15 protein-coding genes are annotated in these 15,748 nt (G+C 71.3%); 10 read left to right on the top strand and 5 right to left on the bottom strand.

All coding sequences use genetic code 11. The features are described 5' to 3' along the window. Window positions 1–55: 55 nt before the first annotated feature. The 3 genes from C4U44_RS12970 to C4U44_RS12960 all read left to right on the top strand — a co-directional run bounded on the left by C4U44_RS12970 (window position 56) and on the right by C4U44_RS12960 (window position 2,491). The gene (locus tag C4U44_RS12970; protein WP_103885914.1) at window positions 56–982 is read left to right on the top strand and encodes a LysR family transcriptional regulator; all 927 of its coding nucleotides are present in this window, start codon (window positions 56–58) and stop codon (window positions 980–982) included. Window positions 983–1,256: 274 nt separating this feature from the next. Continuing rightward, window positions 1,257–1,970, top strand: a complete 714-nt coding sequence (locus C4U44_RS12965; RefSeq protein ID WP_103885913.1) for an SDR family NAD(P)-dependent oxidoreductase — start codon at window positions 1,257–1,259, stop codon at window positions 1,968–1,970. A gap of 140 nt (window positions 1,971–2,110) precedes the next feature. Then, window positions 2,111–2,491, top strand: coding sequence for a YybH family protein (locus tag C4U44_RS12960; protein WP_103885912.1), 381 nt, complete (start codon window positions 2,111–2,113; stop codon window positions 2,489–2,491). A 16-nt stretch (window positions 2,492–2,507) separates the two neighbouring features. Here the strand turns inward: C4U44_RS12960 and C4U44_RS12955 are convergent, their stop codons facing one another. Then, window positions 2,508–4,661: an ATP-binding SpoIIE family protein phosphatase gene (locus C4U44_RS12955; RefSeq protein ID WP_103885911.1), complete on the bottom strand. Its 2,154-nt coding sequence runs from the start codon at window positions 4,659–4,661 to the stop codon at window positions 2,508–2,510. Window positions 4,662–4,826: 165 nt separating this feature from the next. Between C4U44_RS12955 and aspS the strand changes: the two genes are divergently transcribed. From aspS to C4U44_RS12935, 4 genes are all read left to right on the top strand, one after another. Next, the gene (gene aspS, locus C4U44_RS12950; RefSeq protein WP_103885910.1) at window positions 4,827–6,593 is read left to right on the top strand and encodes an aspartate--tRNA ligase; all 1,767 of its coding nucleotides are present in this window, start codon (window positions 4,827–4,829) and stop codon (window positions 6,591–6,593) included. A gap of 90 nt (window positions 6,594–6,683) precedes the next feature. Continuing rightward, entirely contained in the window at window positions 6,684–7,220 is a 537-nt protein-coding gene (locus tag C4U44_RS12945; protein WP_103885909.1) for a SigE family RNA polymerase sigma factor, read from the top strand. After that, window positions 7,210–8,001, top strand: a complete 792-nt coding sequence (locus C4U44_RS12940) for a hypothetical protein (RefSeq protein WP_103885908.1) — start codon at window positions 7,210–7,212, stop codon at window positions 7,999–8,001. The genes C4U44_RS12945 and C4U44_RS12940 overlap by 11 nt, the downstream gene beginning before the upstream one ends. 32 nt (window positions 8,002–8,033) lie before the next feature. Continuing rightward, a complete protein-coding gene (locus C4U44_RS12935; protein ID WP_235032044.1) occupies window positions 8,034–8,900 on the top strand; it encodes a L,D-transpeptidase family protein in 867 nt (288 codons plus the stop codon). A 26-nt stretch (window positions 8,901–8,926) separates the two neighbouring features. On the opposite strand, the gene metG is transcribed toward C4U44_RS12935, so the two are convergent. Then, window positions 8,927–10,660, bottom strand: a complete 1,734-nt coding sequence (gene metG / locus C4U44_RS12930) for a methionine--tRNA ligase (protein ID WP_103885907.1) — start codon at window positions 10,658–10,660, stop codon at window positions 8,927–8,929. A gap of 235 nt (window positions 10,661–10,895) precedes the next feature. On the opposite strand from metG, the gene C4U44_RS12925 reads away from it, so the two are divergent. Continuing rightward, window positions 10,896–11,132, top strand: coding sequence for a DUF397 domain-containing protein (locus tag C4U44_RS12925; RefSeq protein ID WP_103885906.1), 237 nt, complete (start codon window positions 10,896–10,898; stop codon window positions 11,130–11,132). A 90-nt stretch (window positions 11,133–11,222) separates the two neighbouring features. Here the strand turns inward: C4U44_RS12925 and C4U44_RS12920 are convergent, their stop codons facing one another. After that, window positions 11,223–11,702: an ATP-binding protein gene (locus tag C4U44_RS12920; RefSeq protein ID WP_103885905.1), complete on the bottom strand. Its 480-nt coding sequence runs from the start codon at window positions 11,700–11,702 to the stop codon at window positions 11,223–11,225. Between the two features lie 181 nt (window positions 11,703–11,883). Between C4U44_RS12920 and C4U44_RS12915 the strand changes: the two genes are divergently transcribed. Continuing rightward, window positions 11,884–12,750, top strand: a complete 867-nt coding sequence (locus C4U44_RS12915; RefSeq protein ID WP_103885904.1) for a helix-turn-helix domain-containing protein — start codon at window positions 11,884–11,886, stop codon at window positions 12,748–12,750. Between the two features lie 334 nt (window positions 12,751–13,084). Continuing rightward, entirely contained in the window at window positions 13,085–14,530 is a 1,446-nt protein-coding gene (locus C4U44_RS12910; RefSeq protein WP_235032042.1) for an LCP family protein, read from the top strand. Between the two features lie 259 nt (window positions 14,531–14,789). Here C4U44_RS12910 and C4U44_RS12905 read toward each other — a convergent pair whose 3' ends face one another. Then, on the bottom strand, window positions 14,790–15,230 hold the full coding sequence (locus C4U44_RS12905; RefSeq protein ID WP_103885902.1) for a PPOX class F420-dependent oxidoreductase: 441 nt from the start codon (window positions 15,228–15,230) through the stop codon (window positions 14,790–14,792). Window positions 15,231–15,460: 230 nt separating this feature from the next. Beyond that, window positions 15,461–15,691, bottom strand: a complete 231-nt coding sequence (locus C4U44_RS12900; RefSeq protein ID WP_103885901.1) for a DUF2277 domain-containing protein — start codon at window positions 15,689–15,691, stop codon at window positions 15,461–15,463. Window positions 15,692–15,748 lie beyond the last annotated feature (57 nt).

Here is a 15,748-nt window from a genome sequence, read left to right as displayed (position 1 = left end):
CCACCCGGGGCCGCGCGGCTGCCCTGACCGTGCCGCGGCCCGCGCCCGACCTATCCTGGCGGGCGTGGAGCTGCGCCAACTTCGTTACTTCGTGGCCGTCGCCGAGGAGCTGAACTTCGCCCGGGCCGCCGAGCGGCTCCTGATCGCGGGACCCTCGCTGTCCCAGCAGATCAAGGCGCTCGAACGCAGCCTGGGGGTGCGCCTGTTCGACCGCGACCGCCGTTCGGTGTCCCTCACCGCGGCCGGCGCGAACCTGCTCCCGCCCGCCCGCGCCCTGCTCGACCAGGCCGACGCCCTCCAGCGGCGGGCCCGCGCGTTCCCGGGGGCGCAGCCGGTGCGGCTCGGCTATGTCACCTGGCTCCCCCCGGCCCTGCGCGCCGGCGGGTCCGCGGTGGCCCGGGTGCACGTCGACACGTGGGTCGCCCCCTCCCACGCCCAGGCCGCGCGGGTCGCCGAGGGCGGCCTGGACCTGGCCGTGTGCTGGGTGCGGACCGGGGACCTGGAGCGGCTCGGGCTGCGCGCCCGGCTGCTCGGCGCCGACCGGCTGGAGGCCGTCGCCCCGGGCCGGGACACCGGCGACGTGGCCGCCCGGGACGCCCTCGTCCTGGTGGACGACGACACCACCTCCTGGTCGTCCTGGAACGTCTACGCCGAAGAGCTGGCCGCGGCCACCGGCGCCCGCGTCGTCCGCATCTCCGACGGCGGCATCACCGGCCCCGCGTTCTTCGACCACGTCCGCCGCCACGGCCGCCCGATCATCAACTCGCCCAAGGGACAGAGCATCCCGCTGCCGCCCGACCTCGTACGGCGCCCGGTGGTGGCGCCGCGGGTGCTGTGGACCTGGTCCCTGGTCCAGCGCGAGGGCGAGGTGCGCACGTCGGTGCTGGACGTCGCGGACGCGCTCGGCGGGGGCGTGGGGGACGCCGGCATCCACGGACCGGACTCCTGGCTCCCCGAGGACGACCCGCACCGCCGCACCTGAGCCGTACCCGCGCCTGAGCCCTTCTCGCGCCCGAGCCTGTACCCGCGCCCGGGCCCTACTCGGGCCGGAGCCCGTACGCGACCGGGCCGCCCGCGGTGCGCAGCGCGGTGACGTGCACTGGGAGGACGCACCTCCCAGCTACGAGGCAGCGGGTCCCACCGGAGCACCGCTGACCTTTGACTTCGTCCGGGCGGCGACCTACTTTCAAATAGTCGACCGGTCGGCTAGTAGATCGGCCGGCAGGAACCCACCCACCATCTGCACGAAGGTCGTCATGAACGCACAGAACCAGAAGGTCGCAGTCGTCACCGGTGCCTCGCAGGGCCTCGGCGCCGGGATCGTCGAGGGCTACCGCAAGCTCGGCTACGCCGTCGTCGCCACGTCCCGGACCATCGCCCCCTCCCAGGACGCGGGCGTCCTGACCGTCCAGGGCGACATCGCCGACCCGGGCACCGCCGAGCGCGTCATCGCCGCCGCCGTGGAGCGGTTCGGCCGGGTCGACACCCTGGTCAACAACGCCGGCATCTTCGTCGCCAAGCCCTTCACGGACTACTCCGCGGCCGACTACGCCGACGTGATCGGTGTGAACCTCACCGGCTTCTTCCGGATCACCCAGCTGGCCATCGAGCAGATGCTGGCCGTGGGCGGCGGTCACATCGTCAACATCACCACCAGCCTGGTCGACAACGCCGACGCCCGGGTGCCCTCCGTGCTGGCCTCGCTGACCAAGGGCGGCCTGCAGTCCGCCACGAAGTCCCTGGCCATCGAGTACGCGACCCGCGGCATCCGCACCAACGCGGTCTCGCCCGGCACCATAAAGACCCCGATGCACCCCGAGGAGACCCACGAGGTGCTCGCCGGGCTCCACCCGGTCGGCCGGATGGGCGAGTCGAGCGACATCGTCGACGCGGTGCTCTACCTGGAGAACGCGCCGTTCGTCACCGGCGAGGTCCTGCACGTCGACGGCGGTATGAGCGCCGGGCACTGACGTGCCGTCCGCGGTCCCGGCGCCCGCACGGGCGCCGGCCGCCGCGACCTCCCCTCGGCACCCAGTACCCCTGGCCCCAGCACCCCTTGACCCCTTTCAGCCTGATCCCATCCCGATCCCACCCCGACAGGAGAACGGCCATGACCAGCACCACGGACACCGAAGCGATCCTCCGCGGCGTCCTCGACGACTGGAAGGACGGCGTCGACCGCCACCAGCCGGAGCGCGTCGCCGCGCACTTCACCGAGGACGCGGTCTTCCAGGGCCTGCACCCCTACACCGTCGGACGGCAGGGCGTCGCCGAGTACTACGCGTCCCAGCCCCTCGGCATGGCCGCCGCCTACCGCGTGCTGGAGACCCGGCACCTGTCCGACGACCTCGTCCTCGGCTACCTGAGCGTGGACTTCACCTTCACCGACCAGCCCACCCGCACCGTCAACCTCGGCGTCGTGGTGCGGCGCACGGACGGCGGCTGGCAGATCGCGTACTACCAGGTCTCCCGCTCGGCACAGGGGAGTTGAGGCGAAGGGCGGCGGGTCAGGCGCGGGACTCGACCAGCTCGAACCAGATCGACTTGCCGTCGCCGCGCGGGTCCACGCCCCAGCAGTCGGCGAGTTCCTCGATGAGGAAGAGGCCGCGCCCGGAGGACGCGAGTTCGCCGGGGGAGCGGGGGTGGGGCATGTCGTCGGAGCGGTCGGCCACCTCGACCCGGACCCGGCGGGTCCCCGGCATGCCCGTCACCTGGGCGATCAGGACGGCGTCGTCGTCGGTGTGGACGAGGACGTTGGTGATCAGCTCGGAGACCAGGAGGACCACGGACTCGAACTGGTCCGGCGACGCCCAGTCGTGCAGCAGCGAGCGGATGTCCTCGCGGGCCGAGCGGATCTGCGCGGGCTCGGACTGGGGGATGGTGACGACGGTACGGCGGATCGGTACCGCGCAGGTCGGCCCGTCGGGGTCGCGGCGCAGCAGCAGCAGCGCTATGTCGTCCTCGCGGCGGTCGGCCAGCGGACCGGTGGTGTGGTGGGAGGCGGGGCCGTGCACCGCGCGGACGATGCTGTCGGCGAGTTGCTCGAGATCCTCGGCGGGGCCGGCCTCGAAGACCTCGCGCAGCCGGTGCCAGCCGGTGTCGAGGTCGTGCCCGCCGGTCTCGATCAGCCCGTCGGTGCACATCATCAGCACCTCGCCGGGTTCGAGGACGAGCCGGGTGGTCGGGTAGTCCGTGTCGGGGGCCACGCCGAGCGGCAGGCCACCCGCGGTGCGCCGCAGGATGGTGGTGCCGTCGCCGAGCCGGATCGCGGGGTCGGGATGGCCGGCCCGGGCCACCTCGACGGTGCCGTCGGTGGGGTCGACCTCCAGGTAGAGGCAGGTCGCGAAGCGCACGTCGGGGGACCCGCCGGGCACGTCGGGCGCCGCGTCGTCGGCGAGGCCGGACAGGAAGCGCGAGGTCCGGGAGAGCACCGCGTCGGGGCTGTGCCCCTCGGCGGCGTAGGCGCGCAGCGCGATCCGGATCTGGCCCATGATCCCGGCGGCGCGCACGTCGTGGCCCTGGACGTCGCCGATGACCAGGGCGGTACGGCCGGACGGCAGGTCGATGACGTCGTACCAGTCGCCGCCGACCTGGAGGCCGCCGCCGGTCGGCACGTAGCGCGCGGCGACCGCCATGCCGTCGATCTCGGGCTCGCGGGCCGGCAGCATGGTGCGCTGCAACCCGTCGGACAGCGCCCGCTCCGACTCGTGCAGGTGGGCGCGGGACAGCGCCTGGGCGAGCATGCGCGCGACGGTGGTGAGCACCGAGCGCTCGTCGGGCGTGAACTCGACCCGCTCGCGGAAGGCCGCCATCCACGCACCGATGGTGGACCCGGCGACGGTCAGCGGGAGGTACGCCCAGGACGAGCGGCCGTACCCCTTGATGAGCGGCCAGCTGGTCGGATACCGCTCCTGGTACGACTCCGGGCTCGGCAGGTAGACCGCCTTCCCGGTGCGCACGGCGGTGACGGCCGGGTACTCGGTGGTCAGCGGCATGTCGACGAGGAAGGTGTCCTGGATCTCCTGGCCGTGGTGACCGATCAGCGACAGGCGGTCACCGTCGATGCCGAAGACGGCGAGGCCGTCAGGGGAGAAGCCGGGCATCGACAAGGTGGCGGCGACCCGCAGCACCTCCGAGGTGGAGTCGGCCTCGGCGAGCGCCCGGCCGGCGTCCAGCAGGAACGCCTCGCGGGCCCGCCGCCAGTCGCCGTGGTTGGCGCGGGTGCGGGCCAGGTCGGACAGGCCGGTGCTGTGGCCCAGGCCGTGGCCGTGCAGCCGCCCGTCGCCGGCGGGGCGACCGGGGTCCTGGCCGTCGTACCCACCGGTCGGCTCGCGGATCTCGTGCAGGGTGCCGCTGAGCAGCGGGCCCTGCGGCCGCACCCGCGCCCGCACGGTGCGCTCCACCCGGCCGCCCTCGCCGACGACCCGCAGCAGCGCCTCGGCGACGGTGCCCTCGGCCGCGGCCAGCGAGACGGCGCCGGCGAGCGCCACGTAGTCGGCGGCGTGCAGGCAGGCCCGCACCTCCGACGACCGGCGGGTGGCGGCTCCGCCGGGCAGACCGAGCAGGCGGGCGGCACGTCCGTCGACCGCGATGGTGCCGGTCGATTCGTCCCACTGCCACAGGCCGTAGCCCACCGCAGCAAGGACGTCCTCTGTGCGCATTTGGCCAGTTTATGGTGCGGCGGATGATATGGGCGAATAGATCCCTGTGGAGGACCGGCCCAGGGGCGCCGGTAGGCTTGCCCTCGCCGAATCACGCCACGCGACTCCACCGCATTCCACGACATTCCACGACTTCTGTCACATCCCACGCCTAGGACGAAGCTGATGCACCGGTACCGGTCCCACACCTGCGGCGAGCTGCGCGCCACCGACGTCGACACCGACGTCCGCCTGTCCGGCTGGCTGCACAATCGCCGCGATCTGGGCGGCATCCTCTTCGTCGACCTGCGCGACCACTACGGCTTCACGCAGCTCGTGGTGCACCCCGGCTCCCCGGTCTACGACCAGCTCAGCGGCCAGTCCAAGGAGTCCGTGCTGCGGGTGGACGGCCGCGTGCTGGCCCGCTCCGCGGAGAACGTCAACCCGGAGCTGCCCACCGGCGAGGTCGAGGTCGAGGTCACCGCGCTCGAAGTGCTGGGCGCCGCCGACCCGCTGCCCTTCCCGGTCTTCCCCGAGGACAACGCCAACGAGGAGATGCGGCTGACCAACCGCTTCCTCGACCTGCGCCGCCAGCGCATGCACCGCAACCTCATGCTGCGCACCCAGGTCATCTCCTTCCTGCGCCGCGAGATGACCGCGCTCGGGTTCAACGAGATGGCCACCCCGATCCTGTCGGCGACCTCGCCCGAGGGCGCCCGCGACTTCCTGGTGCCCTCCCGGGTGCACGCGGGGAAGTTCTACGCGCTGCCGCAGGCGCCGCAGCAGTTCAAGCAGCTGCTGATGATCTCCGGGTTCGACCGGTACTTCCAGATCGCGCCCTGCTTCCGCGACGAGGACTCCCGCGCCGACCGCTCCCCCGGCGAGTTCTACCAGCTCGACGTCGAGATGAGCTTCGTGGAGCAGGAGGACGTGTTCGGCGTCATCGAGAAGGTGATGACCGACCTGTTCACCGCGCTCGGCGGCGGGCGCACGGTCACCTCGCCCTTCCCGCGGATCCCGTTCCGCGAGTCGATGCTCAAGTACGGCAACGACAAGCCCGACCTGCGCACCTCGCTCGAACTCGTCGACGTCTCCGGGATCTTCGCGGACTCCGGCTTCAAGGCGTTCGCGGGCAAGCACGTCCGCGCGCTGGCCGTGCCCGACACCGCGGACCAGCCGCGGCGGTTCTTCGACTCGCTCGGCGACTACGCCGTCTCGCTCGGCGCGAAGGGCCTGGCCTGGGTCCGGGTCGGCGAGGAGGGCGCGCTCACCGGTCCGATCGCGAAGTTCCTCACCGAGCAGGACACCACCGCGCTGCTGGACGCGGTCGGCGCCAAGGCGGGCACCGCGATCTTCTTCGGGGCCGGCGAGTTCGACGAGGTCTCGAAGATCATGGGCCCGGTCCGGGTCGAGGCGGCCCGCCGCGCCGGGCAGTTCGACGAGGGCGTCTTCCGGTTCTGCTGGATCGTGGACTTCCCGATGTTCGAGCGGAACGAGGACACCGGCGCGATCGAGTTCTCGCACAACCCGTTCTCGATGCCGCAGGGCGGCCTCGAAGCGCTGCGCACCAAGGACCCGCTGGACATCCTCGCCTGGCAGTACGACATCGTGTGCAACGGCATCGAGCTGTCCTCCGGCGCGATCCGGAACCACGAACCCGACGTCATGTACACCGCGTTCGAGATCGCCGGCTACTCCCGGGAGACGGTCGAGGCCGAGTTCGGCGGGATGCTGCGCGCCTTCCACTTCGGCGCGCCCCCGCACGGCGGGATCGCCCCCGGTGTGGACCGCATCGTCATGCTGCTCGCCGACGAGCCGAACATCCGCGAGACCATCGCGTTTCCGCTCAACCAGAACGCGCAGGATCTCCTGATGGGGGCGCCGTCCGAGGTGCCCGACACCCGGCTGCGCGAACTCAACCTCCAGCTGCGCAAGCCCGCCCCGAAGGGATGAGCTAGCAGGAAGGGGCGCGGTCAGCCGCGCCCCTTCGGCGGCACCCCCTCTCGCGAGGCAACCTCTTCCGGGCCCCACCCTGTTGAAGAGGTGTGGAGAGGACATGCGTTGAGCGAACCCGGGTTCGAGGAGTGGGTGGCGGCGAGGGGCCCTCGGCTCCTCCGGGTCGCCTGGCTGCTCACGGGCGACGCCCATCTCGCCGAGGACCTGCTGCAGACGGTGCTCGCCCGGACCTGGCCCAAATGGGGCCGGATCGCCGGGGAGAACCCGGAGGCGTACGTGCGCAGGGCACTGGTGCACACGCACGCCTCCTGGTGGCGCCGGCGCTGGCGCGGCGAGGTGCCGCACGGGGAGATGCCGGAACAGGCGGCGGTCGAGGACCCGTACGAGAGCGTGGAGTTGGAGCAGGCGCTCGGACTGGCGGTACGCGCGCTGCCGGTGCGGCAGCGCGCGGTGGTCGTGCTCAGGTACTTCGAGGACCTGTCGGTGACGGAGACCGCGGAGATACTCGGCTGCTCCGAGGGAACCGTGAAGAGCCAGGCATCCAAGGCGCTGCGGTCGCTGCGGGACCGGCTGCCGCCCGCCGTGTCGGTACTGGGCGCGGGCGGCGGGGCCGATGACCGATGAAGAGCGCGAGCTGAGCGCACTGCTCGAACGTGCCGTTCCCCAACTCCCCGCGCCCGCCCAGCGCCTGGAACGGGTGCGGGAGCGGATGCGGCGGCGCAGGAAGCGCCGCGCGGCGATCGGCGCGTCAGCGACCGCGGTGGTCGTGGTCGCCGCGGTGGGCCTGCTGCTGCCGGAACTCGGCGCCGGCCGGGCCACGAACGCCCAGCGCACGCAGGCGCAGTCCGGCGCGCGCACCCCGGCGAGCACGCAGCCGGGGGCCGGCCGCGCGACCGGCGGACCGGCCACGACGGGCAGCCCGACGCCGACCGGCACGGCACTTTCGACGGTGCCCCCCGGCTACCGTCTCTCCTCCTTCCCCGCCCTGGCCGGGGCGCGGCTGCGGACGCCGCCGTCCTGGTACGTCCTCGACCCCGCCGGGAAGGACACCGCCTACGTGTCCACGCAGCGCCTCGGCCTGCCGAAGAACGGCTGCGACCAGGCGCTCGACGACTTCTGCACGCCGCTGGTGCGCAACCTCGACAAGGGCGGCGTACTGATCCAGGTGCGGGTCACGCACAACCAGTTGATGGCGGACAAGTTCCGCCTGCAGGGACGGCTGATCGGGCCGGAGCCCGTCGTGGCCGCCTGCCGGACGGTCGGCGGGACCGACCAGCTGGTCGAGACGTTCTCCGACCCGTCCGGCTCCGACGCACTGATCCAGGCGACGGCGTGCATGTCCCACCCCACGAGCGCCGATCAGGCGCAGGTCCACGACGTACTGACGACGGCCGACTTCGGATGAGGCGGCCACCGAGGAAAGGCCCTGACCCGACCATGCGCACAGCCCGACCCGACCGCAGCCGCAGCACCGGGCGCCGTACGGCCCCGCGCCGTACCGCCCGCGGTCGCACCGTCCTGGCCGCGGCCGTCAGCGTGGTCGCGGCCGCCGCCCTGCTCGCCGGGTGCGCCGGTGCGAGCGGCAGCGGCGCGCGACCCTCACGGCTGGCCGAACAGGGGCCGCTCGGCGACCCGGTGAGCGGCGCGGCCGGCGTCGCGGGCCGGGCCGGACGGGACGCGCCGCGGACCGTACCGACCACGCCGGCCGCCGCGGCGCTGCCCGGCGTCGGTCCGAAGACGCTCGCCGAAGTCCCCGCCGACGCACAACAGGTGGTGCTCGTCACCGGCAAGGGGCACGACGCGCCCACCTCCACGGTGCGGCTCTACCGGCGCGACCCGGTCACCGGCTGGACCCCGGCCGGCCCGGTCTGGGCCGCGCACAACGCGCTGCGCGGCTGGAGCGACGACCACCACGGGGGCGACCTGCGGTCCCCGATCGGGGTGTTCACCCTCACCGACGCGGGCGGCCGGCTCGCCGACCCCGGCACGAAGCTGACGTACGACCACGCGCCGATCGGGTTCGGTTCACCGGGCACGGGCTTCCACGGCGAGTCCCTGGCCGGGGCGTTCGACTACGTCATCGCCATCAACTACAACCGCAAGCCCGGCACCAGCCCGCGGGACTGGACCCGGCCGCTCGGCGACTCCCGGGGCGGCGGCATCTGGCTGCACGTCGACCATGGCGGGCCGACCCACGGCTGCGTCTCCCTCCCGCAGTCGGTGATGAAGACCCTGCTGCGCACCCTGACGCCCGACCGGCACCCGGTGGTGGTGATGGGCGACGCCAAGGCCCTCGCCCGCTGAGGGACCGCCCCGCGCCGCCCCCTTCGCTACGCGTCCGGGTCGCCGCCGAAGCGCTCGGTGTACGCGGCCAGGTCGTCGTCGGTGATCTTGGCGAACAGCACCGGCGGCACCGTGAACGCGGTACCCGCGGGCACGGTGGTGAGGGCGCGGGCCTGCTCGGCGTCGACCCAGGGCGCGTCGTCGCCGGGCAGGGCGAAGGCGGCGCGCATGGCGCGGGCCGAGGCCGGGATGAACGGCTCGGAGATCACCGCGTACAGGTGGATGAGGTTCATCGCGGTGCGCAGGGTGAGCGCGGCGCCCTCCGGCGAGGTCTTGATCTCCATCCAGGGCGCCTTCTCCTCAAGGTAGGAGTTGCCCGCGCTCCACAGCGCCCGCAGGGCCTGCGCGGCCTTGCGGAACTGGAGGGTCTCCATGTGGCCCTCGTACTCGCCGAGCAGGGTGGCGATCTGCTCGCCGAGCTTCGCCTCCGCCGCACCGGGGGTGCCGCCCTCCGGCACCGCGTCGCCGAACCGCTTGCGGGAGAAGGACAGCACCCGGTTGACGAAGTTGCCGAGCGTGTCGGCGAGGTCCTTGTTCACCGAGGAGGTGAACAACTCCCAGGTGAAGGAGGTGTCGTCGGACTCCGGCGCGTTGGCCATCAGGAAGTAGCGCCAGTAGTCGGCGGGCAGGATCTCCAGCGCGGCGTCGGTGAAGATGCCGCGGCGCTGCGAGGTGGAGAACTTCCCGCCGTAGTAGTTCAGCCAGTTGAAGGCCTTGACGTAGTCGACCTTCTTCCACGGTTCGCGGGTGCCCAGCTGGGTGGCCGGGAACATCACCGTGTGGAAGGGGACGTTGTCCTTCGCCATGAACTGGGTGTAGCGGACCGGGGCCTCGCCGCCGTCGGCCGCGTACCACCACGACCGCCAGTCGCGGCTCTCGCCCTCGGCCGCGGCGTCGGACCACTCCTTGGTGGAACCGATGTACTCGATCGGTGCGTCGAACCAGACGTAGAAGACCTTGCCCTCGGCGGCCAGCTCCGGCCAGGTGTCGGCGGGCACGGGGACGCCCCACTCGAGGTCCCGGGTGATCGACCGGTCCTGGAGTCCCTCGGTCAGCCACTTGCGGGCGATCGAGGACGCCAGGTTCGGCCAGTCCCCGCTGCTGGCGTCGATCCACGCCTCGACCTCCCCGGCGAGCTTGGACTGGAGGAGGAAGAGATGCTTGGTCTCACGGACCTCCAGCCTGCTGCTCCCGCTGATGGCCGAACGCGGCTCGATCAGGTCGGTCGGGTCGAGCACCCGGGTGCAGTTCTCGCACTGGTCGCCGCGCGCCTTGTCGTACCCGCAGTGCGGGCAGGTGCCGATGATGTAGCGGTCGGGCAGGAAGCGCTCGTCGTCCAGCGAGTAGACCTGGCGGACGGCGCGCTCCTCGATGAAGCCGTTCTCGTTCAGGGTGCGGGCGAAGCGCTGGGTGATGTCGCGGTTCTGCGCGGACGAGCTGCGGCCGAAGTGGTCGAAGGAGAGCTCGAAGCCGTCGTAGATGGCCTTCTGCGCGTCGTGCGCCTGCGCGCAGAAGATGTCGACCGGCAGGCCGGCCTCCTTGGCGGCGAGCTCGGCGGGGGTGCCGTGCTCGTCGGTGGCGCAGATGTACAGCACCTCGTGGCCGCGGTCGCGCAGATACCGGGCGTAGACGTCCGCCGGGAGCATGGACCCCACCATGTTGCCCAAGTGCTTGATCCCGTTGATATAGGGCAGGGCCGAGGTGATGAGGTGACGAGCCATTGCAGGCTGCTCCCAATTCGTTGCGCGGAGTGAGTAATTCGTCTACGGACCGTCAATAGCGTATCGGACCTGAACAGGGGTAACCGACGGTGGATTAACCCCCTCCGGAACCCGGCTGGTCTGGCCTGAAGATCACCGCGCGTGACTGCACGTGCACATGCACGTGCACATGCACGCGACTTGCTGACGAGTTATGATTCGAGTACCAGACGAGGCACATATGTAGGAGTTGCTGATGCGCCGGACGCACAACGGAATGGCTGCGGAGGATCTTGCTGAGGCGGTCTGGCAGAAGAGCCGGCACAGCAATGCCAATGGCACCTGCATGGAGTTCGCCGCACTGCCGGACGGCGAGGTCGCGGTGCGCAATTCACGCTTTCCGGACGGCCCCGCGTTGATTTACACCCGCGCCGAGATCGAATCGATGATCATCGGTGTCAAGGCCGGGGAGTTCGATCACCTAATGCCGTAGAAGTGCGGGAACCCGGTGTCCGGTGGCCCGAGGGCACCCGCGCCGGCACCGCGACAGGCATCCGGACAACGGTGCCCGAGGCAAGGAACGTTAAAGAGCACTACCTCCGGGCGCGAGGAAAAGCGCCCAGACCACCTTTCCCGCTCCGTTGAGCGGGTGCCAGCCCCAGTTCTCGCTGAAGGACTCGACCAGGTGCAGCCCGCGGCCGGTCTCGGCGACGTAGTCCGGGTCCTTCGCGATCGGCGCCACCCCGCTGGGATCGCGTACGGCACACACCACGCGGGATGTCCAGCGCACCAGGCTCAGCCGCACCGGCACGCCGGGCGTGCCGATGGGCACCGCGTACCGCAGTGCGTTGGTGACGAGTTCGGAGGCGACCAGCTCCATCGAGTCGCGCAGCACCTGCAGATCCCAGCGCTGAAGGGTGCCACGCGTGAAACGGCGCGCCTCGCGCACCGACTCGGGGGCAGCCGAGAGCTCGCAGGTCGCCCCGCTGCCCGCGCCGAGTCGTTCCGGCGCGAGTACTCCCTGCCATAACGGTTCGAGCACGGCTGCTGCCTCTGCCCTCATGCGAGCCCCCGAGGTATCTGCACGGTCTCCATGCTCATGGATCAGTACCCCACCATGCAAGGGCGTCTGCACGTGCATCTGCAAGGAATTGATGCACGTGACGATGGAGAGTGACTGTATGGGTACTGCCCGCAGCGCATTAGTGGCACACTGCTGATGAGCTAAGGGCGGAGCGTGACCTATGAGCGCAGGGCAGCCGGGAGGCGGGTCCATCGTGCGACGAATGCTGCTCGGAGCGCAGTTGCGGCGCCTCCGGGAGTCTCAGGGCATCAGCAGGGAGGACGCGGGCTACTCGATCCGCGCGTCCGAGTCGAAGATCAGCCGCATGGAGCTGGGACGGGTCAGCTTCAAGGAGCGGGACGTCGCCGATCTGCTGACCCTGTACGGAGTGACAGAGGAGACCGAGCGGTTGGCGATGCTGGGACTGGTCCGGGAGGCCAACGCGGCGGGCTGGTGGCACGGGTACGGCGAGGTGATGCCGACCTGGTTCCAGACCTACGTGGGGCTGGAGGAGTCGGCGGCGCTCATCCGCACCTTCGAGGTGCAGTTCGTGCATGGCCTGTTGCAGACCGAGGACTACATAAGGGCGGTGATCCGGCTCGGTCACCCGGGTGCGGCCGACTCCTGGGTGGAAAGACGAGTCGGCCTACGTCTGGAACGGCAGAAGCTCCTCGTCTCCGAGCGGGCACCCCATTTCGTATCGGTGATGGACGAGGGCGCGCTGCGGCGGGCGTTCGGCGGACCGAAGGTCATGCGGGATCAGGTCGGCCACCTCCTCGAAGCGGCCGAGTCGTCGAACGTCGACGTACGCATCCTGCCGTTCGCGACCGGTGGCCACGCGGCCGGCGGTGGTGCCTTCACGCTGCTGAGTTTCCCCGAGTCCGACCTGCCCGACCTGGTGTACCTGGAGCAGCTCACCGGGGCGCTGTACGTCGACAAGCACGACGAAGTGGTCGAGTACACCAAGGCGATGGACGCGCTGGACCGGATCGCGCTGGACTCCGCCGCATCGCGGGACTGGCTGCGCGCGCTGGAACGCGAGTTGTGAGATCACCCGGACGGGTGGGAGACCGCCCGCCGAGGTGACGGGTTCGGGCCGGGTTCCCCCGCGGGGGCGCCGCCCCCGCTCGGGTCATCATCCGGGGATGCCGCCACAGGCGCCCCGGCGCTGACGCATGCCCGCCGACCGACGCGGCAACTCCCGCGCGACAACCGGAAAATACTCTTTCAGGTCACCCCTTCGCGCATTCGCCGTCGCCGAAATCCCGAGCACGTACAGTGGCATGCCGGACAGGTAGGGCATGCAAGTACACGTCGGGACCGAAGGTGTGCGGATGGGCGTTCGTGGGCGCAAGCCCCGGCGGAGCCGAAAACGTTGGATCGTGGCCGTGGCGGTGTCGTTCGTGCTGCTGGTGGCCGGCGGCGTCGGGGCGATCTACTTCCGGCTGAACGCCAACATCTCGACGTTCGACTCGGCCGGCCTCAGCAAGGACCGCCCGGACGCCGACGACAACACATCGGTGAACGTCCTGCTGATCGGCTCCGACTCCCGCGCCGGCGGCAACGCCAAGCTGGGCGGGAAGGGCCAGTCCGGGGCGATCGGCCGCTCGGACACCACGATCCTGCTGCACGTCTACCCCGACCACCGGCACGCGGTGGGCGTCTCCATCCCGCGCGACTCGATCGTCGACATCCCGCCCTGCCTGCTGCCCGACGGCAGGTGGTCGCCGGACCAGCCCGGGGCGGTCTTCAACGCGGCCTTCTCGATGGGCGACACCGCCAAGGGCAACCCGGCCTGCACCCAGAACACCGTGGAGAAGCTGACCGGAATGCGCGTCGACCACACCATGGTCGTCGACTTCGAGGGCTTCGCGGCGATGACGACCGCCGTGCACGGCGTCGAGGTCTGCGTGCCCAACGACGTCCACTCCGGAGACATGAACCCCGACCTCGGCTACCAGGGGAAGCTGATCCTGCCCAAGGGCATGCAGAAGGTCTCCGGGCAGAAGGCGCTGGACTACGTCCGGGTGCGGCACGGCATCGGCGACAGCTCGGACGTCGGGCGGATGCTGCGCCAGCAGGCGTTCCTGTCCGCGCTGATCGCGAAGATCAAGGGGCAGGGCATGAACCCGACGACGCTGCTGCCGCTGGCCGACGCGGCGACGAAGTCGCTCACCGTGGACCCGGGCCTGGGCAGCGCGGCGAAGCTGGTGTCCTTCGGGCTGTCGCTCAAGCACATCGACCTGAGGAACATCCAGTTCATCACCGCTCCCTGGAGGTACGCCGGGCCGCGGATGGACCTGGTCCACCCGGACGTGGACGAGCTGTTCGCCGAACTGCGGGCGAACCGGACGCTGTCGGGGGCGAGCGCGGCCGGGAAGGGCGGCTCGGGCACCCTCGACGCGAAGTCGGGGCAGACGTCGGGGCAGGTCGGTGTCCGGCCGTCCGCGGCGCCGCACGTCGACGGGACCGGGATCTCCGTCGGCGTGTTCAACGGCACCACGACGGACGGGCTCGCCACGTCCGCGTCCGCCACGCTGTCGAAGTCCGGGTTCACCGTGACCGGCACGGCCACCGCGAAGTCCCAGGACCACCGGACGACGCTCGTGGAGTACGGCGCGGGGGAGGCTGCGCAGGCCGTGACAGTCGCGAAGCTCTTTCCCGGGGCGGAGTTGGAAGCTCTGCCGATGAGCGGGATCAATCTCGTGGTCGGCCAGGACTACGCGGATTCGGCCGCCGCCTCAGGGCCCGCGGTGCCGCTGAAGTCCCTCGCGGACCAGGCACGAACGGCTGACGCCGACCCCTGTTCCAAACTCTCCTACGGCTGACGGACCCCCCGGGCTGCCCCGTCCCGCCGGTTGAGGGACCTTGCGGTCGGCGGTGGTTGTTCGCGCAGTTCCCCGCGCCCCTGGTATGTGCGGCTCCTTCCGCGAAAAGAGGGTCACCACCAAGGGGCGCGGGGAACTGCGCGCGTAACCGGCCACCGGCAGGTGGTCCCTCGACGGGCGGAACGCACCCGCTCGGGGGGACCCACCACCGGTAGGTGGTCCCTCAACCGGGCGGAACGCACCAAGACGGGGGGTCCCCTCAATCCGCTACGCGGGCCTCCGCGGTGAGACGGTCGATGCGGCCGCGGACCAGGTACTCCCCGGGAACCGCATTGCGCGCACCGAACTCCGCGGCGCGCTCCACCCCCATGTAGCGCGCGCCGATGCGGGTGGCCCAGTCCTGGATGACGACGGTGTCCTCGACCAGCTCGGCCGTGCACTCGAACAGCACGTAGGAATACGGGGGTTCCTGGTCGTCGACGCAGAGTGCGAAGTGCGGGTCGCGCTGGAGCGCGCGGGCCTTCAGCGACTCGTGCCAGGTGGTGAAGACGACCCGGACGTCCCCCGGGTCGGTGTCGTCCAGGACGAACCAGACAGGGGTGACGTGCGGCCGGCCGTTCTTGCGCTGGACGGCCAGCTTTCCGGTGCGAGTGCCGGTGGTGGCGAACGCGCGCCACTCCGCCTCGGTCATGTGCGCCATGGCGCAAGGCTAGGGCCTGTCGTGTGGATCTCCATGGCGTCGCGGCGCCCGGCACGCACATCTGCTGCGTTCTCGTCGGTCAATGACGCTCCGCGTCGACTCCCTCCTCCGCCTTGCAGCTGTACGCACCGGACACCGCTCCTTCACCCACGGAGATCCACACGACAGGCCCAAGGCGAGGGGGCCGACAACGCCCGGGACGCGGGGCCAGGCCGCAGCCCTGAGGTACGTCAGCCCGCCACCCTGGCGGGCGCGGCCCCCCGCACCTCCAGGCCGTCGAGCAGCTCCGCGGTGGCCGCGGCGACGGCGGCCACCGCCGCGTCGAACACCTCCTGGTTGTGCGCGGCGGGCGCGCGGAACCCGGAGACCTTCCGGACGTACTGCAGCGCGGCGGCGCGGATGTCCTCGTCGTGCACCTCGGGGACCATCGGCGGACGCAGGGTCTTGATGCTTCTGCACATGCCTCCAGTGTGCCGCGCGGGTCCGACAGGCGGCGGCTGCGGACCGGCGCCCGCCGG

It is taken from the genome of Actinacidiphila yanglinensis (genome assembly GCF_900107965.1).
Taxonomy (GTDB): domain Bacteria; phylum Actinomycetota; class Actinomycetes; order Streptomycetales; family Streptomycetaceae; genus Actinacidiphila; species Actinacidiphila yanglinensis.
This window is presented reverse-complemented; position numbering and strand designations above follow the sequence as displayed.

Bases quoted from the DNA above. Each gene is read 5' to 3' on its own strand.
- C4U44_RS12955 (WP_103885911.1), bottom strand. From the start codon at position 4,661: ATGCGCACAGAGGACGTCCTTGCTGCGGTGGGCTACGGCCTGTGGCAG.
- aspS (WP_103885910.1), top strand. From the start codon at position 4,827: ATGCACCGGTACCGGTCCCACACCTGCGGCGAGCTGCGCGCCACCGAC.
- C4U44_RS12960 (WP_103885912.1), top strand. From the start codon at position 2,111: ATGACCAGCACCACGGACACCGAAGCGATCCTCCGCGGCGTCCTCGAC.
- C4U44_RS12905 (WP_103885902.1), bottom strand. From the start codon at position 15,230: ATGGCGCACATGACCGAGGCGGAGTGGCGCGCGTTCGCCACCACCGGC.
- C4U44_RS12935 (WP_235032044.1), top strand. From the start codon at position 8,034: ATGCGCACAGCCCGACCCGACCGCAGCCGCAGCACCGGGCGCCGTACG.
- C4U44_RS12920 (WP_103885905.1), bottom strand. From the start codon at position 11,702: ATGAGGGCAGAGGCAGCAGCCGTGCTCGAACCGTTATGGCAGGGAGTA.
- C4U44_RS12915 (WP_103885904.1), top strand. From the start codon at position 11,884: ATGAGCGCAGGGCAGCCGGGAGGCGGGTCCATCGTGCGACGAATGCTG.
- metG (WP_103885907.1), bottom strand. From the start codon at position 10,660: ATGGCTCGTCACCTCATCACCTCGGCCCTGCCCTATATCAACGGGATC.
- C4U44_RS12940 (WP_103885908.1), top strand. From the start codon at position 7,210: ATGACCGATGAAGAGCGCGAGCTGAGCGCACTGCTCGAACGTGCCGTT.
- C4U44_RS12900 (WP_103885901.1), bottom strand. From the start codon at position 15,691: ATGTGCAGAAGCATCAAGACCCTGCGTCCGCCGATGGTCCCCGAGGTG.
- C4U44_RS12925 (WP_103885906.1), top strand. From the start codon at position 10,896: ATGCGCCGGACGCACAACGGAATGGCTGCGGAGGATCTTGCTGAGGCG.
- C4U44_RS12965 (WP_103885913.1), top strand. From the start codon at position 1,257: ATGAACGCACAGAACCAGAAGGTCGCAGTCGTCACCGGTGCCTCGCAG.